The following is a 21,827-nucleotide window of genomic DNA, read 5'->3' as shown; positions in this document are numbered from 1 at the left end:
CTGAGAAACGATCCCCTTTTTCCCCACCCCCTCCCCCGCCCGCCCCTGCCCGAACCCACCCCCGCCCCGCGCCCCGGCGGCGGGACACCCAGACGACACACGGGCCCGCCCCCCCCGGCCCGCGGCGGAGCGGAGCAGAAGGGGCACAAGCGGATTCAGTTCACGAAGATGTCAGGTCCCGGACGGCGGATATCAACGCGCACAGCCGTTTTGGGGACTACTCTGCCTATCGGCAGTGACACCGGGTGCCCGTCCGGTACTGCCCGGGTGGGTCTCGTCGGTATCCCGAGGCATGGTCCCCGAATAGTTGATGCCGCCGGAATCCCATCCCCTGCTCCGGCGGCATCGCCGGGCAGGGGTCTGTCGGTTTCGCCGGCCGCGGTTCAGGCCGCGGCGCGGGGCCTCGGATCCGGCGTGGTTTCGTGCTTGGCGTCGGCGCTCGCGCCCGGCGCCCGCTGGGCGCGCAGCCGGAAGGCGATGCATTCCAGCAGTTCGCGGGTGTGCACCGGCAGGAGCAGACATTCCGAAGCACCCGCGGCCAGGATCGTTTCCAGGGATTCGGGATTGTGGTCGGTGCTGAGCGCGATGATGGGCGCGGTGGTCCGCGCGCGCAGCTCGCGGCACAGCTCGGCCGCTGCGACATCGGGCACCGCCCGGTCCAGCAGGATCACATCGGGTTTCAGGCGATCCTGGGTGCGCAGGGCCTGCCGTCCGCTGGCGGTCTGGAAGGTGTGGTACCCCGCCGCGGCGAGCACCAGCACCGTGATTTCGGCGACGGCCGGATTGCTCTCGACAACCAGGACCTTCGCCGGCGCGGTGGCCCGCTCACTCTGTGGTGAACGTGCGTGCGCCGTCGTAGTCGATTTCGGGACACTATTCATGATTGCGGTCCTCCGCTCGGCGGGATCCCCCGACCCGTGCCGTCATCCGTCGAGCGAAACATCACCGCTTGGGCATCCGTTCCGGCATTGCCGGTGTGCAATCGACGGAACCCGACGCTATCCCGTTGCCCGTCCGTTATGCCAGGAAAATACAAGAATTTGCTGAATGATAGCTGCGGCCTTCGCGGCTCGGCCACTGCTCGTTCACTTTCCATACACTTCGAATTCACCGCCCGGTTGGCTTATGGCCGGGAGTAATGGTGACGGCCCGAAGCGGATCGCCCGCTCGGGACCGGTATCGGCGGGATTATCCGCTCTCACCGGGAGACCACGGCACGACGCTGCCATAGCGGATCAATTGCCCGTAGTGCTCGGGCTCGGCCGGTTTCACCGCGAGGTCGAGTAGCTGTGCGGCGTCCTGCGCCGGAGTTGGTGCGCGGGTGACATCCCACCACAGCGCCGAGGTGGGTGTGTTCATCATGCCCGGGCACACGGCGGCGATCAGGATGTCGCGGGCGAGGTCACTGTCGCGGCGGGTGCCGGCGAGGGCACGGACCGCGGCCACCTGCCCGATCTTGGACGGGATGTTCACGAAACCGGGCCAGGCCTCGCCGCGCGCACTGCCGTCGGCCACGGCGTCGCGCCACGCGGCGACCTGGGCATCCACCTCGTCGAGCGAGGTCAGGCCGTCGAAGCGGTCGTGCAGGACCGGGGCGAGATGGTGCAGGGTGCCCAGCCGGCCGGCGACCACGAACAGACGGCCGCCCGCGCGCAGCAGCGGGGCGAAGGCGCGCAGCAGCCGGGTGGTGCCGAAGTTGTGGACCGGGGCATGCAGCCAGCGAGAATCTGTCAGACGTGGTATGCGTGAATGTCATGGCCTTCGGTGATGCGTCCCTGACCGCGCTGCGTGTCTTCCGGGAGGTGGCCGAACGCGGAACGCTCACCGCCGCGGCGACCGCGCTCGGGTACACCCAGTCGGCGGTATCGCGGCAGATCGCCGCGCTGGAGCGGGCGGCGGGTACCGCGCTGCTGCAGCGGCGCCACGACGGGGTGCGGCTGACGCCCGCCGGGCAGGTGGTGGCGCGGCGCGCGGCCGCGGTGATCGACCAGATGGACGCCACCGCAAGGGAATTGGCCGGACTGCCGGAGGATCGGGCCAGCGTGCGGCTGGGCTGGTTCCCGACGGCCGGGGCCTGGCTGGTGCCGCACGCGCTGGCCGAGTTGCGGCGAACGCATCCGGGGATCACCGTGATCACCCGCGAGGGCCGCACGCCCGCGCTGGTCCGGGCGCTGCGCGCGGGCACGATCGATCTCGCACTGGTGTCCTCGGCGCCGCCGTTCCGCCCGCTGGACGGCGAGACTCCCGCCCTGCTGACGCAGGTCCTCGCCGAACGCCCACTGCTGGTGGCGGTTCCGGCGGACCACCCGCTCGCGCGGGGCGACTACATCGACGTACACGACCTGCACGGCCGGCACTGGATCGCGGGCTCGCACGGTGAGCACGCCATGGGCGTCTGGCCCGGGCTCGGCGAACGTCCCGAGATCGTCCACACCGCTCACGACTGGCTCGCCAAACTGCAGCTCGTCGCCTCCGGCGCCGGGATCACCACCATCCCCGCCTCCGCGCGCCCGGCCCTGCCCGCCGGCGTCCGGGCCCTCCCGGTCCGGGGCGGCCCCACCGAAACCCGCCGACTGCTGCTGGCCCGCCTGCCCACACCCATGCCCGACCCGGCCGCCCGTCTCGCTGCCGCCCTCCGCACCGCCGCTCTGGGCTGACGCCCGCCCGTGGCACGGGTATCGGTGCGGGTGGCTGCATTCCCGTTGCAGCACTGCGCCTCCGAGGCGCGGTCGCCTGACTCCGACGCTCCGAACGCTCAGAGGGCTTCGAGGATCATGGCGTTGGCCTGGCGTGTGCGATCGGCTCGGCGTCGGCTCGCGGGAGTGCCGGTGTCAGGACGGTTTGTTGTGTCCGATCCCCGGGGCGAAGTCTCGCCATTCGCGCGCCCAGGCGGCGTGGTGGCGGTGCAGGAGGATACGGTCGGCACACCAGACCAGAACGGTTGCGCCGCAGCAGGTTGCGATCACTGTCAGGACGGCGGTGTCGATGCCCTGGACCACCGCGTCGGACGTGGGCCGCGGCGCGGTGGTGGCCCGGCCCGAGGAGTCCAGCCACTGGGTCACGGTGCTGCCCCGCTTCGCCGAGTTCGGGACGACGACCACGGCGATATCGCTGCGGCCGTGGATATTCCACGCCACGGTGGCCTGGGGCGGTCCGGACGCCACCACCCCCTGCCCGACCGGAACCGCGATGCGCAGGGGATCGGAGACGACCGTGGCCGTCACCGCGGTTTTGGCGGCATTCTCGGCGCGGATGTGCGCGCCGGTGGTGGTGGCGGCGGAGATTCCCACGACGACCGCCAGCGGAATGGATGCGACGGCCACGAGCACGGCGGCCATCCGCCAGGCCGCCTGCAGACGGTCCGAGGAACGCATCAGCCGATTGCGGCTCCACGGAGCGGTCCGGTGGATCCGAATGGGTAGCGACGCCGAGCGCGGCATCGTCGTTCGCCTCCTGCCTCGATGGATCAATCGCGGCCGCGAGCATGCGCGAGCTGAGCCTTGGACATGCTGGAGCGGCCCTTGATATTACGCTGCTCGGCCTCGTTGTAGAGCTGGTCCCGGGCGAGGCCCCTGGGACCCCGGCGCCCGGAGCGCTGGCCACCGCGCTGCTGCGGTGACCTGCCCTCGATCGAGGTCCGGCCGGCGGTCCTGGTCTCACCGGCGCGGGCCCGGTTCTTGTTAACGGTGCGAGCACCGATCTCCCTGGCGCGCTTCGGGGATGCGCCGCGATCCTCGGCGGAATCGCGGATGTGTTCGTACTGACGTTCCTCTTTGCCGGTCCATTCCTTGGGCATGATCGCGCCTTTCGGTCAGGGGAGGGATGCCATCGGCTTCTTATGTCCACTCGATGCCGCGATACCCGGAGAGGACGTGGCGAAGCCGGGCTGGGAGTAGCCGCCCCGGCGGTCAGGTGGCACACTGAGTGCAGGTTGAGACTCCAGCCGATCCCGATCCCGCACGCCTTCTCACAGTTCGAGCGTGTCGTCGATACGACCGGAGCCCGGAGTCTGTCGTCGAGGCGGATCGGCCACTCCCTGCTGGGAGGTATGTCATGTCAACGGTGTCCCTCGCACATAGCCATATTGCGAATGAGATGCCCGGCCGCCGCTCGCGCTGCACGCCCAATGGGAACGGACGGCGGACCGCTGGGACCGGATCCACCGATTGCCTCATCATCGCGGTCACGGGCGAACTCGACATGAACGGGTTGCCCGCGTTCCGGACCGCGCTGTCCGTCGCCGTCGATGCCGCGCCGCCCACGGTGATCGTGGATCTGCGGCATACTCGATTTCTGAGCGTGCGCAATGCGGTCGTGCTCCTCGATGCCGTTCAGTGCGCTACCCGGCGTGGTGTCGGCATTCTCGTACCGAACGCGCCGCCCGCCGTCGAACGAGTACTCGACGTGACCGGGGTACGGACCCTGGTCCATCGGGAGCCGGACCCGTCGAGCACCTGATCGGCACATCCGGCGCGGGCCTGCTGTGGAGCGTGCACGAGCGAATACCCGATCGATGAGTTCCGGCGGTTTCCCGACCGCTTCGCGGGGTACGCGATGAACGAAAACGGGGACCGATCGCAAAACGGGATTGATTCGATTGGGTGGTGACCGATGAGTGAATCGCCACAGGGTGACGGGATCGGCGACGGCCGAGCGCCGAGCCCGGTATTCACCGACCAGCAGAACAACGGTAAGGCGCACCGGTTCATCGACTCCGCGGCGCTGGAGTCGCCCGCGCCGACCGGTCCGGTGGCGCTGCGGATCCCGGCCGACGCCGGGCAACTGGCGATGCTGCGCGCGCTCGCCGAAACCATCATGCTCACAGCCGATTTCACGATCGACGTGGTGACCGATGTACGGGTCGCACTGGACGAGGTGGCGACGACGTTGATCGCGGCCGCCGTGCCGGCCGCCTCGATCGAGTGCGAATTCCGGTTCGACGAACAGCGGGTCCGGGTGCGCGTGGGCGCGGTGACCGGGAGCGATGCCGGATTGATCGAGCACAGCTTCGGCTGGCATTTCGTGGAAACACTGACCGATTCGATCGCGGTGAGCAGTGCGGAATTCGATGTGGTGCAGTGCGGGTACCCGGTCGTCGTGGAGCTCACCCGGCTCCGTGGGGACACTCTCCCCGGCTGACCGGGGCAGGAATTCGTTCGGTGTCCCAGCGTCACGATTCGACGATCTCGGATGACGAAGGGGCAGCCGGGCAGTCCAGCGCGCCGACCGACAACGGTTTCAGCGCGGGGGATGGCGGTGATCGGCACGACGGCCTTCGCCGGCGGCGGACTGCGGGCGTGACACACCCGATCGGTTCGCGGACGTCTTCGCGGAACTGCTTGCCCGGCAACGGATCTGGCGGCGCATCACCCACGCCGGCCCGACCACGGGCCGCCACGGTCCGGTATCCCCGATCCGGCGCAGACCGGGCTGTGGCACTCGGGTCGCGCGGTTCGCTGCCGCGCGGCCCTTCCTCGGGACTGGCCGTTGGGGTCAGCTGGATGCGCGGGAGCGGGTGGCGGGCACGGGCGGGGCCGGATGGAGCTCGTAGACCGCGTACGCGGTGCCCAGCACGGGCTGGGCCACATTGCGGACCGGTATCCCACCGGGCGTCTCGCCGTGCTCGGTGCCCGCGTGGGCGTGGCCGTGCAGGGCGAGGTCGGCGCCGGCCGTGTCCATGGCCTCACCGAGCAGGTAGGAACCGAGGAAGGGATAGATCTCGCGGGGCTCGCCGGCGAGGGTGGCCTCGATGGGTGAGTAGTGGGTCAGGGCGATGCGGATATCGGTATCGAGCGCACTCAGCGCCGTGTGCAGTGCGTTGGCGAGATCAACGGTGTGCGAGGCGAATTCCCGCATCAGGGGTTCGCCGAAGACGCTCGCGCACCGGCCCGCGAAGCCGCCGCCGAAGCCTTTCGTACCGGCGATGCCGAGCACTGTCCCGTCGATGCTGAAAGCGACGCCGGTGCCCTCGAGCACCACGATTCCGGCATCCGCGAGGACGGCGGCGACCTCCTCCGCCGCATCCCCGTGATAATCGTGGTTGCCGAGTACCGCCGCAACCGGGATGCCGAGCCCGGAGAACTCGCGCGCGGCGACCTGGGCCTCGGCCACGGTGCCGCACTTCGTCAGATCCCCGGCGAGGAGCAGGACATCCGCGTGCCGGTGCAGGTCCTCGAGCGCGGGACGGTACAGGCCCTGGGAATCGGTGCCAATGTGTACATCGCCAACGGCCGCTATCCGCATGTGCCACTGTCCTTTCCCGGGTCAGGTCCCGAGCGTTTCGATGGTCCCGGGCGTCCTCGGCGGGGTCACGCGGACCTCGTTGCGGATTCGGGATTCGGGAAGTTGTTCGCGTACAACGAGTTCCACCTGCCGCCGGCGCTCCTCGGTGGCCACCGCGCCGGTCAGCACCACGATGCCGGCCTGGAGCCGCACCTGGACGCCGAGTTCGGAGGTCCGGGGATCCTCGGCCAGCGCTCGATGCACGTGCGCCGTGTCATATTGCGGGAATTCGCTCATGACGGCACTCCGATCACCTCGAGGTCGGCCAGCAGGCCGAGGAATGCGCGGGCGTAGGGCGAGTGCCGGGTCTGTATGCGCACCTCGGTCCAGTCGACCTGCTCACGCAGGTCCCGGGCGATCCGGAGCAGCGGCGCCAGATCCAGCCGGTGCGCGTCGAACACCAGCATCTTGTCGATCATCAGATCGGTGCCGCTGATGACCGGCGCCACCGCGGACCCGACGCGCATGACCTCGGCGCGATCCAACATCTCGTCGGTGACCTCGCGATCGCTGGGGCGGTAGATCAGGTCGATCAGGACGTCCCCGTCGTATGCCTTGGTGAGCCAGTCCTCCGGGGCGTCGGCGACGCGCAAACCGCCCGCGACCAGGGCGCTGCGGGCCCGCGAGACATCGGCGGGCTTGATGAACAGGTCCACATCGTGTTCGGATGCCGGACCGCCGCGGGCGTACGCCGCGCAGCCACCGGCCACCGCGAATCGGATATCGGTCTGCGCGAGCGTGTTCACCGCCCTGGTCAGCGCGTGCAGCAGTTTGTCGACGGAGGTCGCCATAGTGGCGCGATACCCACTGCGGCCTCGATCAATCACTGCTCGACCGCCGATTCCTCGGCGGTGCGGTCGGTCGGGCCGAAGCCGTTTCACCGTTCGCCGCAGTCAGCACGCCGATCACCGCCCCGTCGCGCCATACGGGCTCGCACAGTAGCGACCGGCCCCGGACGGCCCGACCATCGGTTGCCCTGTCCCCTGGACTCGAAACAATGTGGCCGACAGCCCGTTTCGGCTCGGAACCCTCGGGTAGGTCCCGAATGTCCCTGCAATCAGACAGACGGAGGTACATCCCATGTCCGAGCACGAGAAGAGCGGAGCCCGGGAAGGCGTCGAAGGCGTGGTCGAGGGCGTCAAGGGCGCGGCCAAGGAGGCCGCGGGCAAGGTTTTCGGCAACGAGGGGCTGCGCGAGGAGGGCCGCGCTCAGCAGGACAAGGCCCAAGCCCAGCGCGACGCCGCCAAGCGGGAGGCCCAGGCCGAGAAGGACCGTGCCCTGGCCCAGGCCCAGGAAGCGCGTCAGCGGGCGCAGCAGAATCGGTGACGGATCGTGGCCGATCCCAACTGCTTTCTCAGGTAGGCAGGTTGACGGGGTGCCGGTGGCAACCCTCCAGGGTGGCATTCGCCAACTCGGTGACGACATCGCCGACGTCTCGACGTATCCGGAAGGCCCCGAGTTGGCGACGCGCGCCATTGCCGCGGGCGAGAACGGTCCGGAGGGTGCTGGTGACGAAGTCGCGGTCACCCAACTCCTCGAGTGCCGGCCCGACGTGATCGACGAGTTCGGCGAGTAGCGCGCGAACGGGCATGACACTGCCGTTCATAGGGTAGACACCGTTGCCGTCGATGCCGGTACGAGCAGCCTTCCAGTACGCCGCGCGCAGCAATTCATGCCGGACCGGGGGTGCGATGATCCCTTGCTCCAATGAATTTCGCGCGGTCATTACGGTGGCTCGCACCAGGGTGGCGAGCAGCGCGGTCTCCTCGACCGTGGCAGGGATGTCACTGACCCGGATCTCGACGGTCGGATAGTTCAAGGACGGACGGACGTCCCAATACACCATCGTCTCGTCGAGAATGGAGCCGCTCGAGATCATCATGGCGACCAGGGCGTCGTAATCCTCCGTCGACGCGAAATAGGGTGGAGGCCCGGCGCTGGGCCAGCGTTGCCACAGAATGTTTCGCCAACTGGCGAACCCGCTGTCGACGCTGCGGTAGATCGCGGAATTCGCGGTCAGTGCCAGGAACAGCGGCAACCAGGGGCGCACGAAATTGCTGACCTGGAGGGCTGTTTCGCGATCCGGAACCGCGACGTGGACATGGCAGCCGCAGAGCCCCTGCTCATGGGCGAGCAGGCCGAAATTTTGCTCGATGCGCCGGTAGCGGGGTGTGTCGGTGAACGGGAACTGGTGCGGAACGGTCGGCGGAATGGCCACCGCGAGCAAGCGAGCGCCGTTCTGCTCGGCGCAGGATGTCACACCGAGACGTAACGCGCGCAATTCCTGCATCAACTCGGCAGTGCTGGTGTGCACGCGGGTATTGGTCTCCACCTGGCATCGGGTGAGTTCCAGCTTCAGGTCGATCCCGCTCTCGGCGGCGGTCCGTGCCACCTCTGCGTTGTTCGCGGCGGGCGCACCCGTCACAGGGTCCGCAAGCAGGAATTCTTCCTCAACGCCGACGGTCGACAGTGCCGCGTCCATTGCCATGAGGTTACTCGCGGGTCCCGTGTTGCTCGTCCGGAACACCATGGAACGGCCCTGTTGGGCCGGTACTTGACGGGGCATCCGGTCGTCGAGAGAGCAGAAAATATCGCGACTGCCCGAATCTGGACGACGTGCTGGTCGTGGGTGATCAAATGCTCGACGAAGCAGGGCGGGTGGTCGGAACTGCCGGGTGCTACATGGACATGACCGAGACGCTCGCCGAGCACGGCCAGGAGACTCTCGACGACCGGCTGCTGGAATTGTACGCCGCGCGAGCGGTGGTCGAGCAGGCCAAGGGCGCGCTCATGCTCGTCTACGGCATCAGTCCGGATCAGGCGTTTCGCATTCTGATCTGGCGGTCTCAGAAAACCAACATGAAATTGCCGCCTGCTCGCGACCCAGCTGGTCGCGGATCCGCCTTCGATCGCCGATTCGAGTGCCGGGCTGCGGACGAGGTTCGACCATCTGCTGCTGACACTCCACGAACGTGTTCGATCCACGCCATTCGTCGAAGGCTGGTATCCCCTGACCTGCAAGCGAACTCGAAGAGGTCAGGGGATGTCGGGTGTTGCGCTGAGGTGGGCGATCACCGGCCGCATGTGTTCGTCTGTCTTTACGAAATGTCCTGCGGCGAACGGTGGATCACCAATAGTGGGAGCGTCCGCCGATCGGGCGGCCGACCATGCCGAGCAGCCAGGCCGCTGCGCCGACGAGCATCAGGATGACGCCGATGGTCGTCAGGATCGAGAGGCCGAAAACAATTCCCACGATCAGAAGAATGAGGCCCAGGATGATCATGATTATTCCTTTGTCGGGCGATTGATACATTCATGCTGTTCCCGGCGGACGGGCGCTCAAACTCGGGTTACCGAAATTTTGCTGAGCGGCGAAATATCTGCTGCCGCAGCGCTTGATCCCGGTGGTCGCGGGTAATCGGGTCTAATGAGAGGCGGCCGGAATGAAACCGCTACCGAGCAGCTGGATCGGAACTGGAACAGCCTGATGCAGGAGTTGCGGGTGGTGCAGACGGGTGTGCAGTTGCTGACCGGATTCCTGCTGACGATCCCGTTCCAGAATCGGTTCGGAACGCTGTCCGAGCCATTGCGTGTGCTGTATCTGGTGATCGTCGCCGCTTCGATCGGTGCCACCATCTGCCTGGTGGCGCCGGTCGCTGCGCATCGAATGTTGTTCCGGCGGCATCGGATCGAGAACGTCGTGAATGCCGCTCACCGTTACGCCATCGTGGGGCTGGGACTATTCGGTATCGCACTCACCGGGGTGGCCGTGCTCATTTTCGACACCGTCGGCGGGACCTGGGCGGGGATTGTGGCAGGAATCGTATTCGGCTCGCTGTTCGCGGCGATATGGGTGGTGCACCCCTGGCATCAGCACCGTGGCAAAAGCGCCTGACCTGGTAATTTGCGGCCAATTGCGAAGAAGGCGTTCAATGGTGCGTGGACTGGGTACCCCTTCTTCATGCAGTTCAGCCGAATATGGGGTGATTCCGATGACGGGTGACAGCTACGACGATATCGAGCCGCTGCTCAAACAACTGACCGTCGCCGTCGAAACCGATGCTCCCGAGCGAAATGCTTTGCGAGAGGAAGCGATAGATCGCTGCCTGCCGCTGGCCGATCACATCGCACGCAAGTTTTCCGGCCGCGGCGAAGCATTCGAAGACCTGCTCCAGGTCGCACGGCTCGGGCTGATCCAATCCATCGATCGTTTCGATGTGTATCGCGGCTCCCGCTTCCTGTCCTTCGCGGTCCCGACCATCATGGGTGAGGTCCGCCGCTACTTCCGTGACAGCACCTGGGCCGTGCGGGTGCCGCGGCGAATCAAGGAGACCCAGATCCGGCTCGGTACCGCCATCGAGACCTTGGCGCAGCGCCTGGGCCGGATGCCGAAGGCCCGCGAACTGGCCGCCGAGCTGGAGGTCGATCCGGAAGAGCTGACCCAGGCGCTGCTGGCGTCCAACGCCTACCAGAGCGCCTCATTGGAAGCGGCCTGCCCGGATGACGGGGAGAACACTCCGCTGGCGATGCTGGACGCGCTGGGGGCCGAAGAGACCGGCTACGAACACGTGGACCAGCTCCTCGCGGTCCGTCCGCTCATCGCCGAGCTGCCGGATCGCGAGCGCCGGGTTCTGGTGATGCGATTCTTCGACTCGATGACCCAGAATCAGATAGCCGCACGCCTCGGCGTCTCGCAGATGCAGGTATCGCGCATTCTGACCAAGACGCTCGGGCAGCTCCGCGACGAATCCCTCGCGAACTGAGATCCCTCAGAAGCCGACCAATCCCGAAGCCAGGTCCGGGAATTGGATCGCCTGCACGGCCGCGTCGTGGACGTCCGGGCAGGTGGCGATGGTGGTCTGGTCGATGACCGAGCGATTGCGCATCACCGCGAAATTCACGCCGTTGTTGCGCAACGCCCAATCCTGAACGGTGGCATTGAATTTCAGCCGTGCCTCGGTGGGGCCGTCGGCGCGCCACTTGTCGACCTCGGATCGGATCATGTCGCAGAGTTGCTTCGCGGCATCCGCGGTGATGGTGGGCCCACCGGACGACTGCCCGGAGGGCTGCGTTCCCGGAACGCCCGGTGCGGTGCTGTTCGCGCAGCCGGCGGCGACGGCGACCGCCGTCGCCGCCGCGCACAGCCACAAACCCGTTCGGGCCGTTCGGGATACGACGTGCTGAGACGTCATGTTGTCGGCTCCCGTCATCGTGTCCGGCCGGCGGCGTCGCGAGCCGCGTCCGCCGCCCGCTCGCCGCGTTCCCGCGCGGCCCGTGCGAGCCGCCCGCCGCGCTCGCGCGCGGTGGTGGCCAGCTGCGTACCCTGCTCCCGCGCTGTTCCGGCGAGCTGTGCCCCGTGCTCCCGTACGGTCTCCGCGAGCGGCCCGCCGTGTTCCCGTGCGCTCTCGGCGAGGTGGCCGCCGTGCTCACGCGCCGCCTCGAGGAGTTGGCCGCCGCGATCGGAGGCGGTCCTGCCCCACTGGGCGCCGACATCACGGGTGGTCTCCGCGAGCTGTTCGCCGCGGTGCTGTGCGGCCTCGGCGAGGCGCTCACCCCGATCGCGCACTGCCGCAACGAGTTCGGGACCATGCTCGCGGGCGGACTCGGCGAGGCGTTCGCCCTGCTCCCGGAGCGTCGCGGCCAGTTCCGGTCCGTGTTCCTTCGCGGCATCGGCGAACTGGGCGACGCGATCATGGGCCGGGCCGGTTTCCGAGTGGAGCTTGTCGAGAGCGCGACGGCCGCGCCAGCCGAGCGAGGGCTTGCCCCGCCGATCGGTGGAGGCGATGAGCAGGCCGCCCAGCAGGCTCACATCCTTCAGCAGCGCAGTGCGTTTCGCCGCACGCCGCTCCGGGTCCTCCTCGGTCCAGTATCCCGGTTCGGACAGCGCCGCGGGGACCACGGTCGCGGCGAGCACCGCGGTGGACAGCCGCGGCAGCTTCCCGAGCGCCAGCAGCACACCGCCGCCGATGCGGACCGCCGCATTGATCCGGACCACACGCCCCGGATCGTCGGGCAGGTACTTCGCCAGCTGTGGCGGGAGCTTCTGTTCGCCCTTCTGCACCGCGGCGTTCGCGGTCTTGACCCGGGGATCCGGATTGGTGAGAGTGTCGATTCCGTCGACGACGAAGACGGTCGCGAGCATGGGGTGGGCAATTCGCCGCAGCATGGTGGACTCCTTTCCGGAAGACTTGCCTTACATGGGCTCGACGTTGTCGCTGTTCCCGGAACTCCTCCCTTCCATGTCGGTCATGCGCGTTGCGCCAGGCGGGGTATCAGGCCGCCGGCCAGGATGTCCTGTACCTGTCGTGGCGAAAGACGATGCCGGACGGTGAAAGTCGTTTCCTTGCTCATGTTGAGCACCTGCAATGTCGTCCTGTGTGCGATCTCGCCCGGATCGTCGATGCGCAGGAAGTCGTCACGGTCGATGCCGTCGTAGTCGGCGGGATCGACGAATTCGAGTGCCAGGACACCGAAGTTGGCCAGGTTCTGCCAGTGGATGCGGGCGAAGGATTTGGCGATGACCGCTCGCAGCCCGAGGTAGCGAGGGGTGATCGCGGCGTGCTCGCGCGAGGAGCCCTGACCGTAGTTCTCGCCGCCGACGATCAGATGGCCGGATTCGGAAACCCGTTGTGCCCGTTCCGGATAGGTCTCGTCGATCTGGGTGAAGGTGAACATCGCCAGCTTGGGGATGTTGGATCGGAAGGGCAGGGCCCGTGCTCCGGCGGGGGAGATCTCGTCCGTCGAGATATTGTCGCCGACCTTCAGCAGCACCGGCGCCTCGATCCGTTCGGGCAGCGGGGCCAGGGGCGGCAGGCTGGAGATATTGGGCCCTTTCACCGGCCGCACCTGCCGGGCCTGTTCCGGATCCAGTGGGGCGACCAGCATCATGGTGTTGATCGCGGCGCGTGCGGGCAGGTCGAGCTTCGGATAGTCCATGCGCACGGTGCGCGCCCACTCCCGTGGATCGGTGATCACGCCGGTGAGCGCCGACGCCGCGGCGGTTTCCGGCGAGCACAACCAGACCGAGTCCTCCTTGGTGCCCGAGCGCCCGGGGAAGTTGCGCGGCATGGTGCGCAGCGAGTTGCGACCTACGGCCGGCGCCTGGCCCATGCCGATGCAGCCCAGGCATCCGGCCTGGTGGATGCGGGCCCCGGCGGCCACCAGGTCGGTGACGGCCCCCATCGCGGTCAGATCGGTGAGGATCTCCCGCGAGGTGGGGTTCACGTCGAAACTGACCTGTGGCACGGTCTGCCGACCGGCCACCATGGCCGCCACGATCGCGAAATCGCGCAGGCCGGGATTGGCGCTGGAGCCGATCACCGCCTGCGCGATATCGGTGCCCGCGACCTCGCGCACCCGCACCACGTTGCCGGGCGAGGACGGCTTCGCGATGAGGGGCTCGACGGTGGACAGGTCGATCGCGTCCTCGAGGTCGTAACCGGCGTCGGCATCCGCGGCCAGCTCGACCCAATCGTTCTCGCGTCCCTCCTCGCGGAGGAAGGCCTGCACGGCCGCGTCGCTCGGGAATACCGTTGTGGTGGCCCCGAGTTCGGCGCCCATGTTCGCGATCACATGGCGATCCATCGCCGACAGACTCGACAGGCCCGGGCCGTGATACTCGATGATGCGGTTGATCCCGCCGCTCACGCCGTGGCGGCGCAGCATCTCGAGAATCACATCCTTGGCCGAACACCACTGCGGCAGTTCGCCTTCCAGCCGGACACCCCACACCTCGGGCATCCTCAGGTGCAGCGGCCGACCCGAAATCGCCAGCGCCACTTCCAATCCGCCTACCCCGATGGCCAGCATGCCCAGCGCACCGGCCGCCGGAGTGTGCGAATCCGAACCCGCGAGCGTCTTGCCCGGTATACCGAACCGCTGCATGTGCGTCGGGTGCGATACACCGTTGCCCGCTTTGGAGAACCACAGGCCGAAGTGCTGGGCGGCCGTCCGGAGATACTCGTGGTCCTCGGCGTTCTTCTCATCGGTCTGCAGCAGATTGTGGTCGACGTACTGAACGCTGACCTCGGTGCGCGCCCGCTCGAGGTTCAAGGCCTCGAGTTCCTGCATCACCAAGGTGCCGGTGGCGTCCTGGGTCAGCGTCTGGTCGATCCTGATCGCGATCTCCGCGCCCGGCGTCATCGCACCGGACACCAGGTGCGACTCGATCAGTTTTCGAGCCAGATTCGCCGACATGGTCGTGGACGGGTCTAGGAGGTGGCGGCCTGCGGTCCGACCACGAAGGTGGCATTACCCTTCGCGTCGAGGCCGGCGTCGAGAATCTTGTCGTCGAAGAATTCGGCGGCCTTGCGGTCCATGAAGACGCGGGCTCCCTCGGCGGTCAGCACCTCGTCGTCCTGCGACGGCTCGGCGGCGACGGCCAGGTGGAAGCTCTGGGCGTCATCGGGGGTGGAGATCCGCAGTCCGGCGTCCTGCGGCGCGCCGTCTCCGGAGGTGATATCGCGAACTGCCTCGACGGCAGTGGGGGTGAGCATCAGCATGGTTTTCGCCTTTCCGCTGTCGTGAGCGCCGGCCGGACTGCCGGCAGTCGGTCGAGTAACCGGGAGAATCACCGCGAAACATCTCGCGCCGGGGAAATCGTGTTTGTTCGGGGTTGCCGCGGGTACGGCACCGGTATGGACCACGACGACCGGGACACCGGGACCCGCCTGGGGCTGCCGGGTGCGATCAGCGCGGTGTTGTTCGACATGGACGGCGTGCTGACCGACTCCGCCGGGGTGCACGAGCAGGCGTGGAAGAGCGCTTTCGACGACTTTCTGCACCAGCGCTGCGGCGCTGGATTCCAGCCCTTCTCGGAGCGGGACTACGAACTGTACGTGGATGGGAGACCTCGGTTGGACGGGGTACGCGAATTCCTGAAGTCGCGGGACATCGAGCTGCCCGAGGGCTCCGACGAAGACGGTCCCGACGCGCAGACCGTGCATGGTATCGGTGAGAAGAAGAACGAGCTCGTGCACACGCTGATCGAACGAGAAGGCGTGCACGCCTTCCCCGGGTCGGTGAACTATCTTACCGCTGTGCAGCAGGCCGGACTGCGCATCGGCATTGTTTCCTCGTCGGCGAACGCCGCTGCGGTGCTGGCCGCCACCGGCCTGGATCGCTATGCCGAGATCCGCATCGACGGGAACACGTTCGAGGAGCGTGAGCTGCCCGGCAAGCCCGCACCCGATGGATTCCTGGCGGGCGCGGACGCCCTGGGCGTCGATCCCCGGCGCTCGGCGGTATTCGAGGACGCGGTCGCCGGAGTGGAGGCCGGGCGCGCGGGCGCGTTCGGATTCGTCGTCGGCGTCGACCGCACCGGCGACCCGGACCATACCGATCAGCTGTACCGGGCCGGAGCCGACGTCGTCGTCCACGACCTGGCCGACTTGCAGGAATCCTCATGAGCGATGCGAGATTCGAGGTAGCGCCCTGGGAGTTGCGTTGGTGCGGGCTCGATCTCGATGCGCTGCAGCGCACCGAATCGATCTTCGCGCTGTCCAACGGGCACATCGGCCTGCGTGGCACCCTCGACGAGGGCGAACCGGTCGGCAAACCGGGCACCTACCTCAACGGCTTCTACGAATCCCGGAAGATGCCGTACGCCGAAGCCGGATACGGCTATCCGGCGGAGGGCCAGACGGTCGTCAATGTGACCGACGGCAAGATCATCCGATTGCTCGTCGAGGATGAGCCGATGGATCTGCGCTACGGCAATACGGTCGAGCACGAGCGCGTCATGGACTTCCGGTCCGGCACCCTGCGCCGCTCCACCGTGTGGACGTCGCCGACCGGCCGAAACGTGCGGATCAGCTCGGAGCGCCTGGTGTCGTTCACCGAGCGGGCGGTGGCGGCGATCCGCTACGAGGTCGAGCCGCTCGATGGTGATCTCGAGGTGGTCGTGCAGTCGGATCTGCTCGCCAATGAACCGATGCCGGCGATACCGGACGATCCCCGCTTGGCCGCGGCGCTCGATCACCCGCTCGTGGGGGAGTGCGCCGTGGCGCGCGACCTCTTCGCGGTGCTGGTCCATCACACCCGGCGGTCGCAGCTGCGTATGGCGGCCGCGATGGACCACGAGTTCGATGTCAGGGTGGCCACCCGCTGCGATGTGCACGCCGAGGACGACCTCGCCCGGATGACGATCGCCGCGGGCGTGCCCGCGGGGGATCGCCTGTGCCTCACCAAGTTTCTGGCTTACGGGTGGTCGGCGCGGCGCTCGGCGTCCGCGCTGCGGGCCCAGGTGGAGGCCGCGCTCGCGGCCGGGCTGCAGATCGGCTGGCACCAGCTGCTCGACCGTCAGCGCGAATACCTCGACGACTTCTGGGCGCAGGCCGACATCGAAGTGGACGGCCCTCCCGAACTGCAGCAGGCGGTGCGATTCGCGTTGTTCCATGTGCTGCAGGCGGGTGCGCGCGGTGAGGCGCGGGCGATTCCCGCGAAGGGCCTCACCGGTCCCGGGTACGACGGTCACGCATTCTGGGACACCGAAACCTTTGTGCTGCCGGTGCTCACGTACACCATGCCGATGGCGGCGGGTGACGCGCTGCGCTGGCGGCATTCGATCCTCGGGCAGGCGCGGCAGCGGGCCCGGGAGCTGGGGCAGGCCGGGGCGATGTTCCCGTGGCGGTCGATCAACGGTGAGGAGGCGTCCGGGTACTGGCCGACCGCCACCGCGGCCGTGCACGTGAATGCCGATATCGCCGACGCGACCGCCCGCTACCTGGCCGCGACCGGCGACGAGCAGTTCGAGACCGAATGCGGTGTCGAGCTGCTGGTCGAGACGGCACGGCTGTGGGTGAGCCTGGGCCACGAGGACTCGGCCGGGGACTTCCGCATCGACGGCGTGACCGGTCCCGACGAGTACTCCGCCCTGGCCGACAACAACGTCTACACCAATCTGATGGCGGCCCGGAACCTGCGCGAGGCCGCCGAATCCTGTACGCGGCGGCCCGATCTGGCCGAACGACTCGGTGCGGAGCCCGCGGAACGCACCCGCTGGCGGCACTGTGCCGACTCCATGTATCTGCCCTACAACGACGAACTCGGGGTGCACGAGCAGTCCGAAGGGTTCACCCGGTACGCCCCGTGGGATTTCGCCGCCACTCCGCCGGAGAACTATCCACTGCTGCTGCACTACCCGTATTTCGATCTGTATCGCCAGCAGGTGGTCAAACAGGCCGACCTCGTACTGGCAATGTACCTGTGCCCCAACGCCTTCAGCAGTGAGCAGAAGCTTCGCAACTTCGAGTACTACGACCCGCTGACCGTCCGCGATTCCTCACTGTCGGCGTGCGTCCAAGCCGTCCTCGCCGCCGAGGTCGGTCACCTCGCGCTCGCCTACGACTATTTCCGCGAGGCCGCGTTCACCGACCTGCACGACCTGCACCACGACGTCGCCGCGGGCATCCACATCGCCTCGCTCGCGGGCACCTGGATCGGCTGTGTCGGCGGCTTCGGCGGCATGCGCGACCACGACGGCGACCTCGGCTTCGCCCCGCGCCTTCCGGAGCAGCTGCACCGGCTGTGCTTCCGAATCCTGTGGCACGGCAGCCGGATATCCGTCGACATCACCGCCGAATCGACCACCTATCGACTCGAATCCGGCGACAGCGTCACCCTGACCCACCACGGCCGGCGCATCACCCTGACCGACAGCCCGCTAGAGCTGCCCAACCCGACCGCAGCCGCGGGCGCAGCTGCGGAATAGGTTCCGATGGCCCGGGCTCCGGAAGCGGATCCGGCGGCGCCGGAATCGGTGGTCCGGGTGCAGGGAAGGGCACGGGTGGCGCGGGTTCCGGGATGGGTTGCCCCGGCTCCACCGGCGGGATCGGTTCCGACGGCCGTATCGGCGGAACCGGGACGGCGTTCGGTCCGGCACGGAGATCGAGATGTACAAGTTCCATACCGCCCGCTTACCCGGCACGGGCGAGGGTAAGCGGCACGCGGGGAGTCGAAACGAACACTCGGCGGAAGGGAACCACTTCCGCCGCGCCCAGACCGAGAGCCGCACGGGCGGCGAGCTGGGCAAACAACTGCCGGCCACCCGCCCGCAGGGTTCGGACATCCCCGATCGCGCCGGAGCACCGGGCCGAGCGGTGAACCGCCGGTCCACTCCGGCCGCGCGATTGCCGAACGTGTCGATGCGGTGTCAGGGCTGGTTGCCGGGGATGAGGCCGGCGACCGCGCCGTAGCGGAGCGAAGGAGTGCCGGGCGTGGGTGGTCGGGCTGCGGTGGGGGCGAGAAGGAAGCCGATGTGGTCGCCGAAATCGGCATGGTCGAGGATCTCACCGACAAACCAGCCGGCCGTGGCCGTCAGGATCGGATCGTCGCGGCTCGATGCTGACCTGTGTGGAGAAGCCCACGAGGCGGCCGGCGCGGTGTCCGTCGGCGAGGGTGGTGACTGTGGTCTCGGAGCGAGTTCAGCCTACATAGACCGACCGGTATGTAAGCCGCTAGCCCGGGACGAGTCACCGCAGCTGTGTCGGCAGACCGGCGTCGTAGATGGCGAGGATGTCGGTCGCCTGCCGCAGGGCATCGACGACGACCTCTGGCGGCGTGAGAAACAGGCGCGGGTAGTCGACCTCGCCGAGCTGGGGGTCGACCGGGAAGGCGAGTCGTTCTGTGCCGAGGGAGAATTCGGCGGCGATGTCCGCCCGGTTTCCGCGCGGGTCCTGACGATGCCAGGCGCCGTCGAGATGAACCGCCACGAGGCCGTGCAGGACGTGCCCGTCGCCGTGGGTGAGCCGCTGGTAGCACAGCGCGGTGGGGATGCCCTGCCCGCGCAGGATCGCGGCGAGCAGGTGGGACTTCGCGTAGCAGAGGCCGACACGCTGATCGAGCACTTCCGAGGCGCGCAGGGTCACACGGGAGTCCCGCGCGTCGTAGGAGTGCGCGACCTCATCCCGTACCCACTCGAATGCCCTTCGGGCGCAGTCGATATCGCTGTCGGACTGCGATCGGATCTCGCGGGCGAGTGCCCGGACCGCCGGGTGATCGACCTCGATGATCGGATCGCCGGCGAGATAGGCCGAGGGGCTGTGCGTCGACACGGGTGCGAAGGACACCGGTACACCCTAGTGCTGCGGTCGGCTAACCACTCACCACCGAGTTGTCGGTCACCGACACCACGGATTCGACGAACGGGAAGGACGCGACGTGCCCGGCAGCGTCCGCTGCGATACCGATCACCAGCGGGCCGGGATAGGCCCCGTACACGACCATCCCACCCAGCGCCCTGAGCAGTTCGTGGAATTTCGCGGCCTCCGCGGCGGTCGCGCTGCACGACTCGCTGAACCGCACTCGATAGACACCTTCGTCTTCCATGGCAGCCTCCTGAGCGGTGGTGGATTGACCGGGCGCTAGCAGTTTGCAGATGCGAGGTATTGCGAAGGATCACCAGATCCGGTGATCTGGCGGTGCGTTGCTTCCAGGGAGGTAGTCGGGGTCGGTATGAGGCGCACCGTCAACGGTGACGGTACCGCAACGACTAGGTAGGCGAGCAGAACGCGATCGCTGAGGCGGAGCGTCGGCCCGCTTTCGGGTGGCAGAGCGGATCACGGGCGGTCGCGGGATGGCTATAGGGTTGCCGGGTGGATGAAGCGATCCGGGGACTGCGGGCGGTGCGACATTTTCGGGCGGATCCCGTATCGATCCGCGTGGTCGAGCGCATCGTCGATGCGGCCCGCTGGACCGGCTCCGCGCGCAATCGGCAGCCCTGGCGTTTCATCGCCGTCACCGATTCGGCGGCGCGGGGTGAGCTGTCCCGGCTCGGCGGCTATGCCGTCCATCTCGCCGCCGCGCCCCTGGTGCTGGTCCTGGCCTCGCAGGACAACGGCTTCGCCGACACCGAGTTCGATATGGGCCGGCTGGCCCAGTCGCTGTGTCTGGCCGCCGCCGAACAGGGGCTCGGCAGTTGCCCGACCACGCTGTATCCCGCCGAGAATGTCTCGCGCGCAGCCGAATTGCTCGAGCTCGCGCCGGGATGGCTGCCTCGGCATGCCATCGCCCTCGGGTACCCGGATCCGTTGCCGGCGGGTGCGCCGAATGCGATTCCGAACGGCAGGCTCTCGGTCGGTGAGCTGCTGACCTGGAAGTAGCGGTCGATATCTGCACTCCGCCGCGCAGCCAGGAAGCAGGGCGGCGCGGCGATCGGGATGGTCAGGCTGCGGCGGCTAGTTCGGGGCGTTGGTCCGCGGTGGCCTGAGGGCGAGGCTCGATGTGCAGTTGAATTACCTGCTCCGGGTCGTGGCGAGGCCACATCCGGTGGGCGACCGTGATTCCCGCGGTGGCGAATACCGCTAGCGTCACCCAGGTGGTGGTGAATCCGGTTGTGGTGGTGAGCCATCCGGTGACCGGGTAGGTGAGCAGCCAGGCCAGGTGCGAGAGCGAGAACTGGGCGGCGAAGACGGCGGGGCGGTCGGCGGGTTGCGAGGAGCTGCGCAGCACCTGGCCGGTCGGGGTCAGGATCGCGGCGGTGCCCGCGCCGACGGTCGCCCACACCGCGATGGCCGCGCCCCACCGCCAGTCACCCGAGCCGGCGAGCGACAGGGCGATGGCCGCGCCGAGACCGGCCAGCAGGATGGCCGCGCCGGTGAGCATGACCGGGCGAGCGCCGATGCGGTCGAGCACCCGGGGGAGTGACAGGGCCACAAGCATGATGCCGAATCCATTGGCCGCCAGCAGCATTGCCACTCCGGTCTGAGTGCCGCCGAGGGTGTCGCGGACATAGTTGACCGTGTTGACCATGATGATCGAGCCCGCGGCGGCCACCACCAGGTTCAGGCCGAGCAGCCCGCGCAGGCGCGGCGTCGCGGCGAAGATCCGCAGGCCCACCGTGATCCGCTCCCGGAACGAGTCTCCGCCGGTGGCGGTCGCGTTCGGGATCCGGGTCGCGATGACCAGTACGGCCGAGACGGCGAATCCGATGGCGGTGCCGACGAACAGCCAGTGGAAGCTCATGATCGTCAGCGCCGCGGCGGCGAGCATCGGGCTGAGCAGGGTCTCCATGGTGGCGGCCAGCTGCGCGGCCGAGAGCGCCCGGGTGTATTCCCGCTCATCGGGCAGGATGTCGGGGATGACCGCCTGATAGGTGGGTGTGTATGCGGCGGAAGCGGTTTGGAGGACCGCGATGAGCACGTAGATCTGCCAGATCTGGTCGATGAACGGCAGTGCCAGGACGATGGCGGCGCGGGTGAGGTGCAGGGCCGTCAGGAAGGCCCGGCGGGGAAAGCGATCGGCGTACGCGGCCACGATCGGCGCGACCGTGACGTAGACGAGCATCTTGATGGTGAGCGCGGTGCCGAGGACCGCGGCGGCAGCACCGCCGGCGAGGTCGTAGACGAGCAATCCCAGTGCGACGGTGGTCAATCCGGTACCGAAGAGCCCGGAGACCTGGGCGGTGAACAGTCGCAGATAGTCGCGGTTGCGGAGGAGCGAGGTGAGCATGGGAGCGGAACGCATCGGAATCACTTCCTGGAGACGGGCTGGGGCGGGTCGCGGGGGCGGGGACAGTCGCATTCGCACATCTCATGGCTCCTCGGTGG

Annotated in this window: 25 protein-coding genes and 1 pseudogene; 10 read left to right on the top strand and 16 right to left on the bottom strand. The window is 68.0% G+C overall.

What is annotated here, in order from left to right; translation table 11 throughout:
• Positions 1 to 383 precede the first annotated feature (383 nt).
• Both ACFXN1_RS19680 and ACFXN1_RS19675 read right to left on the bottom strand, forming a co-directional pair.
• The gene (locus tag ACFXN1_RS19680; protein WP_379446073.1) at positions 384 to 881 is read right to left on the bottom strand and encodes a response regulator transcription factor; all 498 of its coding nucleotides are present in this window, start codon (positions 879 to 881) and stop codon (positions 384 to 386) included.
• A 307-nt stretch (positions 882 to 1,188) separates the two neighbouring features.
• Positions 1,189 to 1,632, bottom strand: coding sequence for a hypothetical protein (locus ACFXN1_RS19675; protein ID WP_379446074.1), 444 nt, complete (start codon positions 1,630 to 1,632; stop codon positions 1,189 to 1,191).
• A gap of 122 nt (positions 1,633 to 1,754) precedes the next feature.
• On the opposite strand from ACFXN1_RS19675, the gene ACFXN1_RS19670 reads away from it, so the two are divergent.
• Positions 1,755 to 2,657: a LysR family transcriptional regulator gene (locus tag ACFXN1_RS19670; protein ID WP_379446084.1), complete on the top strand. Its 903-nt coding sequence runs from the start codon at positions 1,755 to 1,757 to the stop codon at positions 2,655 to 2,657.
• Positions 2,658 to 2,831: 174 nt separating this feature from the next.
• On the opposite strand, the gene ACFXN1_RS19665 is transcribed toward ACFXN1_RS19670, so the two are convergent.
• Both ACFXN1_RS19665 and ACFXN1_RS19660 read right to left on the bottom strand, forming a co-directional pair.
• On the bottom strand, positions 2,832 to 3,374 hold the full coding sequence (locus ACFXN1_RS19665) for a hypothetical protein (RefSeq protein WP_379446075.1): 543 nt from the start codon (positions 3,372 to 3,374) through the stop codon (positions 2,832 to 2,834).
• A 92-nt stretch (positions 3,375 to 3,466) separates the two neighbouring features.
• Positions 3,467 to 3,796: a plasmid stabilization protein gene (locus ACFXN1_RS19660; RefSeq protein WP_379446076.1), complete on the bottom strand. Its 330-nt coding sequence runs from the start codon at positions 3,794 to 3,796 to the stop codon at positions 3,467 to 3,469.
• Between the two features lie 257 nt (positions 3,797 to 4,053).
• Between ACFXN1_RS19660 and ACFXN1_RS19655 the strand changes: the two genes are divergently transcribed.
• Both ACFXN1_RS19655 and ACFXN1_RS19650 read left to right on the top strand, forming a co-directional pair.
• Complete coding sequence (locus ACFXN1_RS19655) at positions 4,054 to 4,458, top strand: STAS domain-containing protein (RefSeq protein WP_379446077.1); 405 nt, start codon at positions 4,054 to 4,056, stop codon at positions 4,456 to 4,458.
• A 153-nt stretch (positions 4,459 to 4,611) separates the two neighbouring features.
• Entirely contained in the window at positions 4,612 to 5,139 is a 528-nt protein-coding gene (locus ACFXN1_RS19650) for an ATP-binding protein (RefSeq protein ID WP_379401396.1), read from the top strand.
• 354 nt (positions 5,140 to 5,493) lie between these two features.
• Here ACFXN1_RS19650 and ACFXN1_RS19645 read toward each other — a convergent pair whose 3' ends face one another.
• Genes ACFXN1_RS19645 through ACFXN1_RS19635 form a run of 3 tightly spaced genes read right to left on the bottom strand, consistent with a single transcriptional unit; the run spans position 5,494 to position 7,073 of the window.
• On the bottom strand, positions 5,494 to 6,243 hold the full coding sequence (locus tag ACFXN1_RS19645) for a metallophosphoesterase (protein ID WP_379446078.1): 750 nt from the start codon (positions 6,241 to 6,243) through the stop codon (positions 5,494 to 5,496).
• A 21-nt stretch (positions 6,244 to 6,264) separates the two neighbouring features.
• Positions 6,265 to 6,519 carry a BON domain-containing protein gene (locus ACFXN1_RS19640; protein ID WP_379401398.1) on the bottom strand — a complete coding sequence of 85 codons (255 nt, stop codon included), beginning with the start codon at positions 6,517 to 6,519 and terminating at the stop codon, positions 6,265 to 6,267.
• Positions 6,516 to 7,073, bottom strand: coding sequence for a hypothetical protein (locus tag ACFXN1_RS19635; protein ID WP_379446079.1), 558 nt, complete (start codon positions 7,071 to 7,073; stop codon positions 6,516 to 6,518). Before ACFXN1_RS19635 ends, ACFXN1_RS19640 begins: the two co-directional genes overlap by 4 nt.
• Before the next feature lie 289 nt (positions 7,074 to 7,362).
• Here ACFXN1_RS19635 and ACFXN1_RS19630 point away from each other — a divergent pair, with 289 nt between their 5' ends.
• Positions 7,363 to 7,608, top strand: coding sequence for a CsbD family protein (locus ACFXN1_RS19630; protein WP_379446081.1), 246 nt, complete (start codon positions 7,363 to 7,365; stop codon positions 7,606 to 7,608).
• Between the two features lie 28 nt (positions 7,609 to 7,636).
• Here ACFXN1_RS19630 and ACFXN1_RS19625 read toward each other — a convergent pair whose 3' ends face one another.
• The gene (locus ACFXN1_RS19625; protein ID WP_379446082.1) at positions 7,637 to 8,764 is read right to left on the bottom strand and encodes a glutamate--cysteine ligase; all 1,128 of its coding nucleotides are present in this window, start codon (positions 8,762 to 8,764) and stop codon (positions 7,637 to 7,639) included.
• Between the two features lie 155 nt (positions 8,765 to 8,919).
• On the opposite strand from ACFXN1_RS19625, the pseudogene ACFXN1_RS19620 reads away from it, so the two are divergent.
• Positions 8,920 to 9,096 (top strand): annotated as a pseudogene (locus ACFXN1_RS19620) (antitermination regulator); the annotation flags it as partial.
• Positions 9,097 to 9,409: 313 nt separating this feature from the next.
• Here the strand turns inward: ACFXN1_RS19620 and ACFXN1_RS19615 are convergent.
• Positions 9,410 to 9,565, bottom strand: coding sequence for a hypothetical protein (locus ACFXN1_RS19615; RefSeq protein ID WP_379401404.1), 156 nt, complete (start codon positions 9,563 to 9,565; stop codon positions 9,410 to 9,412).
• Between the two features lie 144 nt (positions 9,566 to 9,709).
• On the opposite strand from ACFXN1_RS19615, the gene ACFXN1_RS19610 reads away from it, so the two are divergent.
• Positions 9,710 to 10,177: a DUF6328 family protein gene (locus tag ACFXN1_RS19610; RefSeq protein ID WP_379385065.1), complete on the top strand. Its 468-nt coding sequence runs from the start codon at positions 9,710 to 9,712 to the stop codon at positions 10,175 to 10,177.
• Between the two features lie 97 nt (positions 10,178 to 10,274).
• On the top strand, positions 10,275 to 11,045 hold the full coding sequence (locus tag ACFXN1_RS19605) for an RNA polymerase sigma factor SigF (RefSeq protein WP_379401405.1): 771 nt from the start codon (positions 10,275 to 10,277) through the stop codon (positions 11,043 to 11,045).
• Between the two features lie 6 nt (positions 11,046 to 11,051).
• Here the strand turns inward: ACFXN1_RS19605 and ACFXN1_RS19600 are convergent, their stop codons facing one another.
• The 4 genes from ACFXN1_RS19600 to ACFXN1_RS19585 all read right to left on the bottom strand — a co-directional run bounded on the left by ACFXN1_RS19600 (position 11,052) and on the right by ACFXN1_RS19585 (position 14,783).
• Positions 11,052 to 11,474: a hypothetical protein gene (locus tag ACFXN1_RS19600; RefSeq protein ID WP_379463643.1), complete on the bottom strand. Its 423-nt coding sequence runs from the start codon at positions 11,472 to 11,474 to the stop codon at positions 11,052 to 11,054.
• Between the two features lie 14 nt (positions 11,475 to 11,488).
• Positions 11,489 to 12,448: a DoxX family membrane protein gene (locus tag ACFXN1_RS19595; RefSeq protein ID WP_379446264.1), complete on the bottom strand. Its 960-nt coding sequence runs from the start codon at positions 12,446 to 12,448 to the stop codon at positions 11,489 to 11,491.
• 80 nt (positions 12,449 to 12,528) lie between these two features.
• Positions 12,529 to 14,478: an aconitate hydratase gene (locus tag ACFXN1_RS19590; RefSeq protein ID WP_379446265.1), complete on the bottom strand. Its 1,950-nt coding sequence runs from the start codon at positions 14,476 to 14,478 to the stop codon at positions 12,529 to 12,531.
• Between the two features lie 14 nt (positions 14,479 to 14,492).
• Entirely contained in the window at positions 14,493 to 14,783 is a 291-nt protein-coding gene (locus tag ACFXN1_RS19585; protein WP_354850629.1) for a hypothetical protein, read from the bottom strand.
• A gap of 135 nt (positions 14,784 to 14,918) precedes the next feature.
• Between ACFXN1_RS19585 and ACFXN1_RS19580 the strand changes: the two genes are divergently transcribed.
• Both ACFXN1_RS19580 and ACFXN1_RS19575 read left to right on the top strand, forming a co-directional pair.
• The gene (locus ACFXN1_RS19580) at positions 14,919 to 15,689 is read left to right on the top strand and encodes a beta-phosphoglucomutase family hydrolase (protein ID WP_379401409.1); all 771 of its coding nucleotides are present in this window, start codon (positions 14,919 to 14,921) and stop codon (positions 15,687 to 15,689) included.
• Positions 15,686 to 17,992, top strand: coding sequence for a glycoside hydrolase family 65 protein (locus tag ACFXN1_RS19575; protein WP_379446266.1), 2,307 nt, complete (start codon positions 15,686 to 15,688; stop codon positions 17,990 to 17,992). The genes ACFXN1_RS19580 and ACFXN1_RS19575 overlap by 4 nt, the downstream gene beginning before the upstream one ends.
• 760 nt (positions 17,993 to 18,752) lie before the next feature.
• Here the strand turns inward: ACFXN1_RS19575 and ACFXN1_RS19570 are convergent.
• On the bottom strand, positions 18,753 to 19,349 hold the full coding sequence (locus tag ACFXN1_RS19570) for a transglutaminase family protein (RefSeq protein ID WP_379446267.1): 597 nt from the start codon (positions 19,347 to 19,349) through the stop codon (positions 18,753 to 18,755).
• Between the two features lie 25 nt (positions 19,350 to 19,374).
• On the bottom strand, positions 19,375 to 19,608 hold the full coding sequence (locus tag ACFXN1_RS19565; RefSeq protein WP_379385046.1) for a hypothetical protein: 234 nt from the start codon (positions 19,606 to 19,608) through the stop codon (positions 19,375 to 19,377).
• 266 nt (positions 19,609 to 19,874) lie between these two features.
• Between ACFXN1_RS19565 and ACFXN1_RS19560 the strand changes: the two genes are divergently transcribed.
• On the top strand, positions 19,875 to 20,381 hold the full coding sequence (locus ACFXN1_RS19560; protein ID WP_379446268.1) for a nitroreductase family protein: 507 nt from the start codon (positions 19,875 to 19,877) through the stop codon (positions 20,379 to 20,381).
• 61 nt (positions 20,382 to 20,442) lie between these two features.
• Here ACFXN1_RS19560 and ACFXN1_RS19555 read toward each other — a convergent pair whose 3' ends face one another.
• Positions 20,443 to 21,744: an MFS transporter gene (locus ACFXN1_RS19555; RefSeq protein WP_379442442.1), complete on the bottom strand. Its 1,302-nt coding sequence runs from the start codon at positions 21,742 to 21,744 to the stop codon at positions 20,443 to 20,445.
• Positions 21,745 to 21,827 lie beyond the last annotated feature (83 nt).

It is taken from the genome of Nocardia sp. NPDC059154, assembly GCF_042755705.1.
Taxonomy (GTDB): domain Bacteria; phylum Actinomycetota; class Actinomycetes; order Mycobacteriales; family Mycobacteriaceae; genus Nocardia.
This window is presented reverse-complemented; position numbering and strand designations above follow the sequence as displayed.

Excerpts from the sequence above, each read along its gene's own strand:
- ACFXN1_RS19555 (WP_379442442.1), bottom strand. The coding sequence starts at position 21,744 with ATGCGTTCCGCTCCCATGCTCACCTCGCTCCTCCGCAACCGCGACTAT.
- ACFXN1_RS19665 (WP_379446075.1), bottom strand. The coding sequence starts at position 3,374 with ATGCGTTCCTCGGACCGTCTGCAGGCGGCCTGGCGGATGGCCGCCGTG.
- ACFXN1_RS19575 (WP_379446266.1), top strand. The coding sequence starts at position 15,686 with ATGAGCGATGCGAGATTCGAGGTAGCGCCCTGGGAGTTGCGTTGGTGC.
- ACFXN1_RS19615 (WP_379401404.1), bottom strand. The coding sequence starts at position 9,565 with ATGATCATCCTGGGCCTCATTCTTCTGATCGTGGGAATTGTTTTCGGC.
- ACFXN1_RS19590 (WP_379446265.1), bottom strand. The coding sequence starts at position 14,478 with ATGTCGGCGAATCTGGCTCGAAAACTGATCGAGTCGCACCTGGTGTCC.
- ACFXN1_RS19580 (WP_379401409.1), top strand. The coding sequence starts at position 14,919 with ATGGACCACGACGACCGGGACACCGGGACCCGCCTGGGGCTGCCGGGT.
- ACFXN1_RS19610 (WP_379385065.1), top strand. The coding sequence starts at position 9,710 with ATGAGAGGCGGCCGGAATGAAACCGCTACCGAGCAGCTGGATCGGAAC.
- ACFXN1_RS19680 (WP_379446073.1), bottom strand. The coding sequence starts at position 881 with ATGAATAGTGTCCCGAAATCGACTACGACGGCGCACGCACGTTCACCA.
- ACFXN1_RS19630 (WP_379446081.1), top strand. The coding sequence starts at position 7,363 with ATGTCCGAGCACGAGAAGAGCGGAGCCCGGGAAGGCGTCGAAGGCGTG.
- ACFXN1_RS19655 (WP_379446077.1), top strand. The coding sequence starts at position 4,054 with ATGTCAACGGTGTCCCTCGCACATAGCCATATTGCGAATGAGATGCCC.
- ACFXN1_RS19605 (WP_379401405.1), top strand. The coding sequence starts at position 10,275 with ATGACGGGTGACAGCTACGACGATATCGAGCCGCTGCTCAAACAACTG.
- ACFXN1_RS19635 (WP_379446079.1), bottom strand. The coding sequence starts at position 7,073 with ATGGCGACCTCCGTCGACAAACTGCTGCACGCGCTGACCAGGGCGGTG.
- ACFXN1_RS19595 (WP_379446264.1), bottom strand. The coding sequence starts at position 12,448 with ATGCTGCGGCGAATTGCCCACCCCATGCTCGCGACCGTCTTCGTCGTC.
- ACFXN1_RS19625 (WP_379446082.1), bottom strand. The coding sequence starts at position 8,764 with ATGGACGCGGCACTGTCGACCGTCGGCGTTGAGGAAGAATTCCTGCTT.
- ACFXN1_RS19670 (WP_379446084.1), top strand. The coding sequence starts at position 1,755 with ATGGCCTTCGGTGATGCGTCCCTGACCGCGCTGCGTGTCTTCCGGGAG.
- ACFXN1_RS19645 (WP_379446078.1), bottom strand. The coding sequence starts at position 6,243 with ATGCGGATAGCGGCCGTTGGCGATGTACACATTGGCACCGATTCCCAG.
- ACFXN1_RS19600 (WP_379463643.1), bottom strand. The coding sequence starts at position 11,474 with ATGACGTCTCAGCACGTCGTATCCCGAACGGCCCGAACGGGTTTGTGG.
- ACFXN1_RS19585 (WP_354850629.1), bottom strand. The coding sequence starts at position 14,783 with ATGCTGATGCTCACCCCCACTGCCGTCGAGGCAGTTCGCGATATCACC.
- ACFXN1_RS19650 (WP_379401396.1), top strand. The coding sequence starts at position 4,612 with ATGAGTGAATCGCCACAGGGTGACGGGATCGGCGACGGCCGAGCGCCG.
- ACFXN1_RS19660 (WP_379446076.1), bottom strand. The coding sequence starts at position 3,796 with ATGCCCAAGGAATGGACCGGCAAAGAGGAACGTCAGTACGAACACATC.
- ACFXN1_RS19640 (WP_379401398.1), bottom strand. The coding sequence starts at position 6,519 with ATGAGCGAATTCCCGCAATATGACACGGCGCACGTGCATCGAGCGCTG.
- ACFXN1_RS19565 (WP_379385046.1), bottom strand. The coding sequence starts at position 19,608 with ATGGAAGACGAAGGTGTCTATCGAGTGCGGTTCAGCGAGTCGTGCAGC.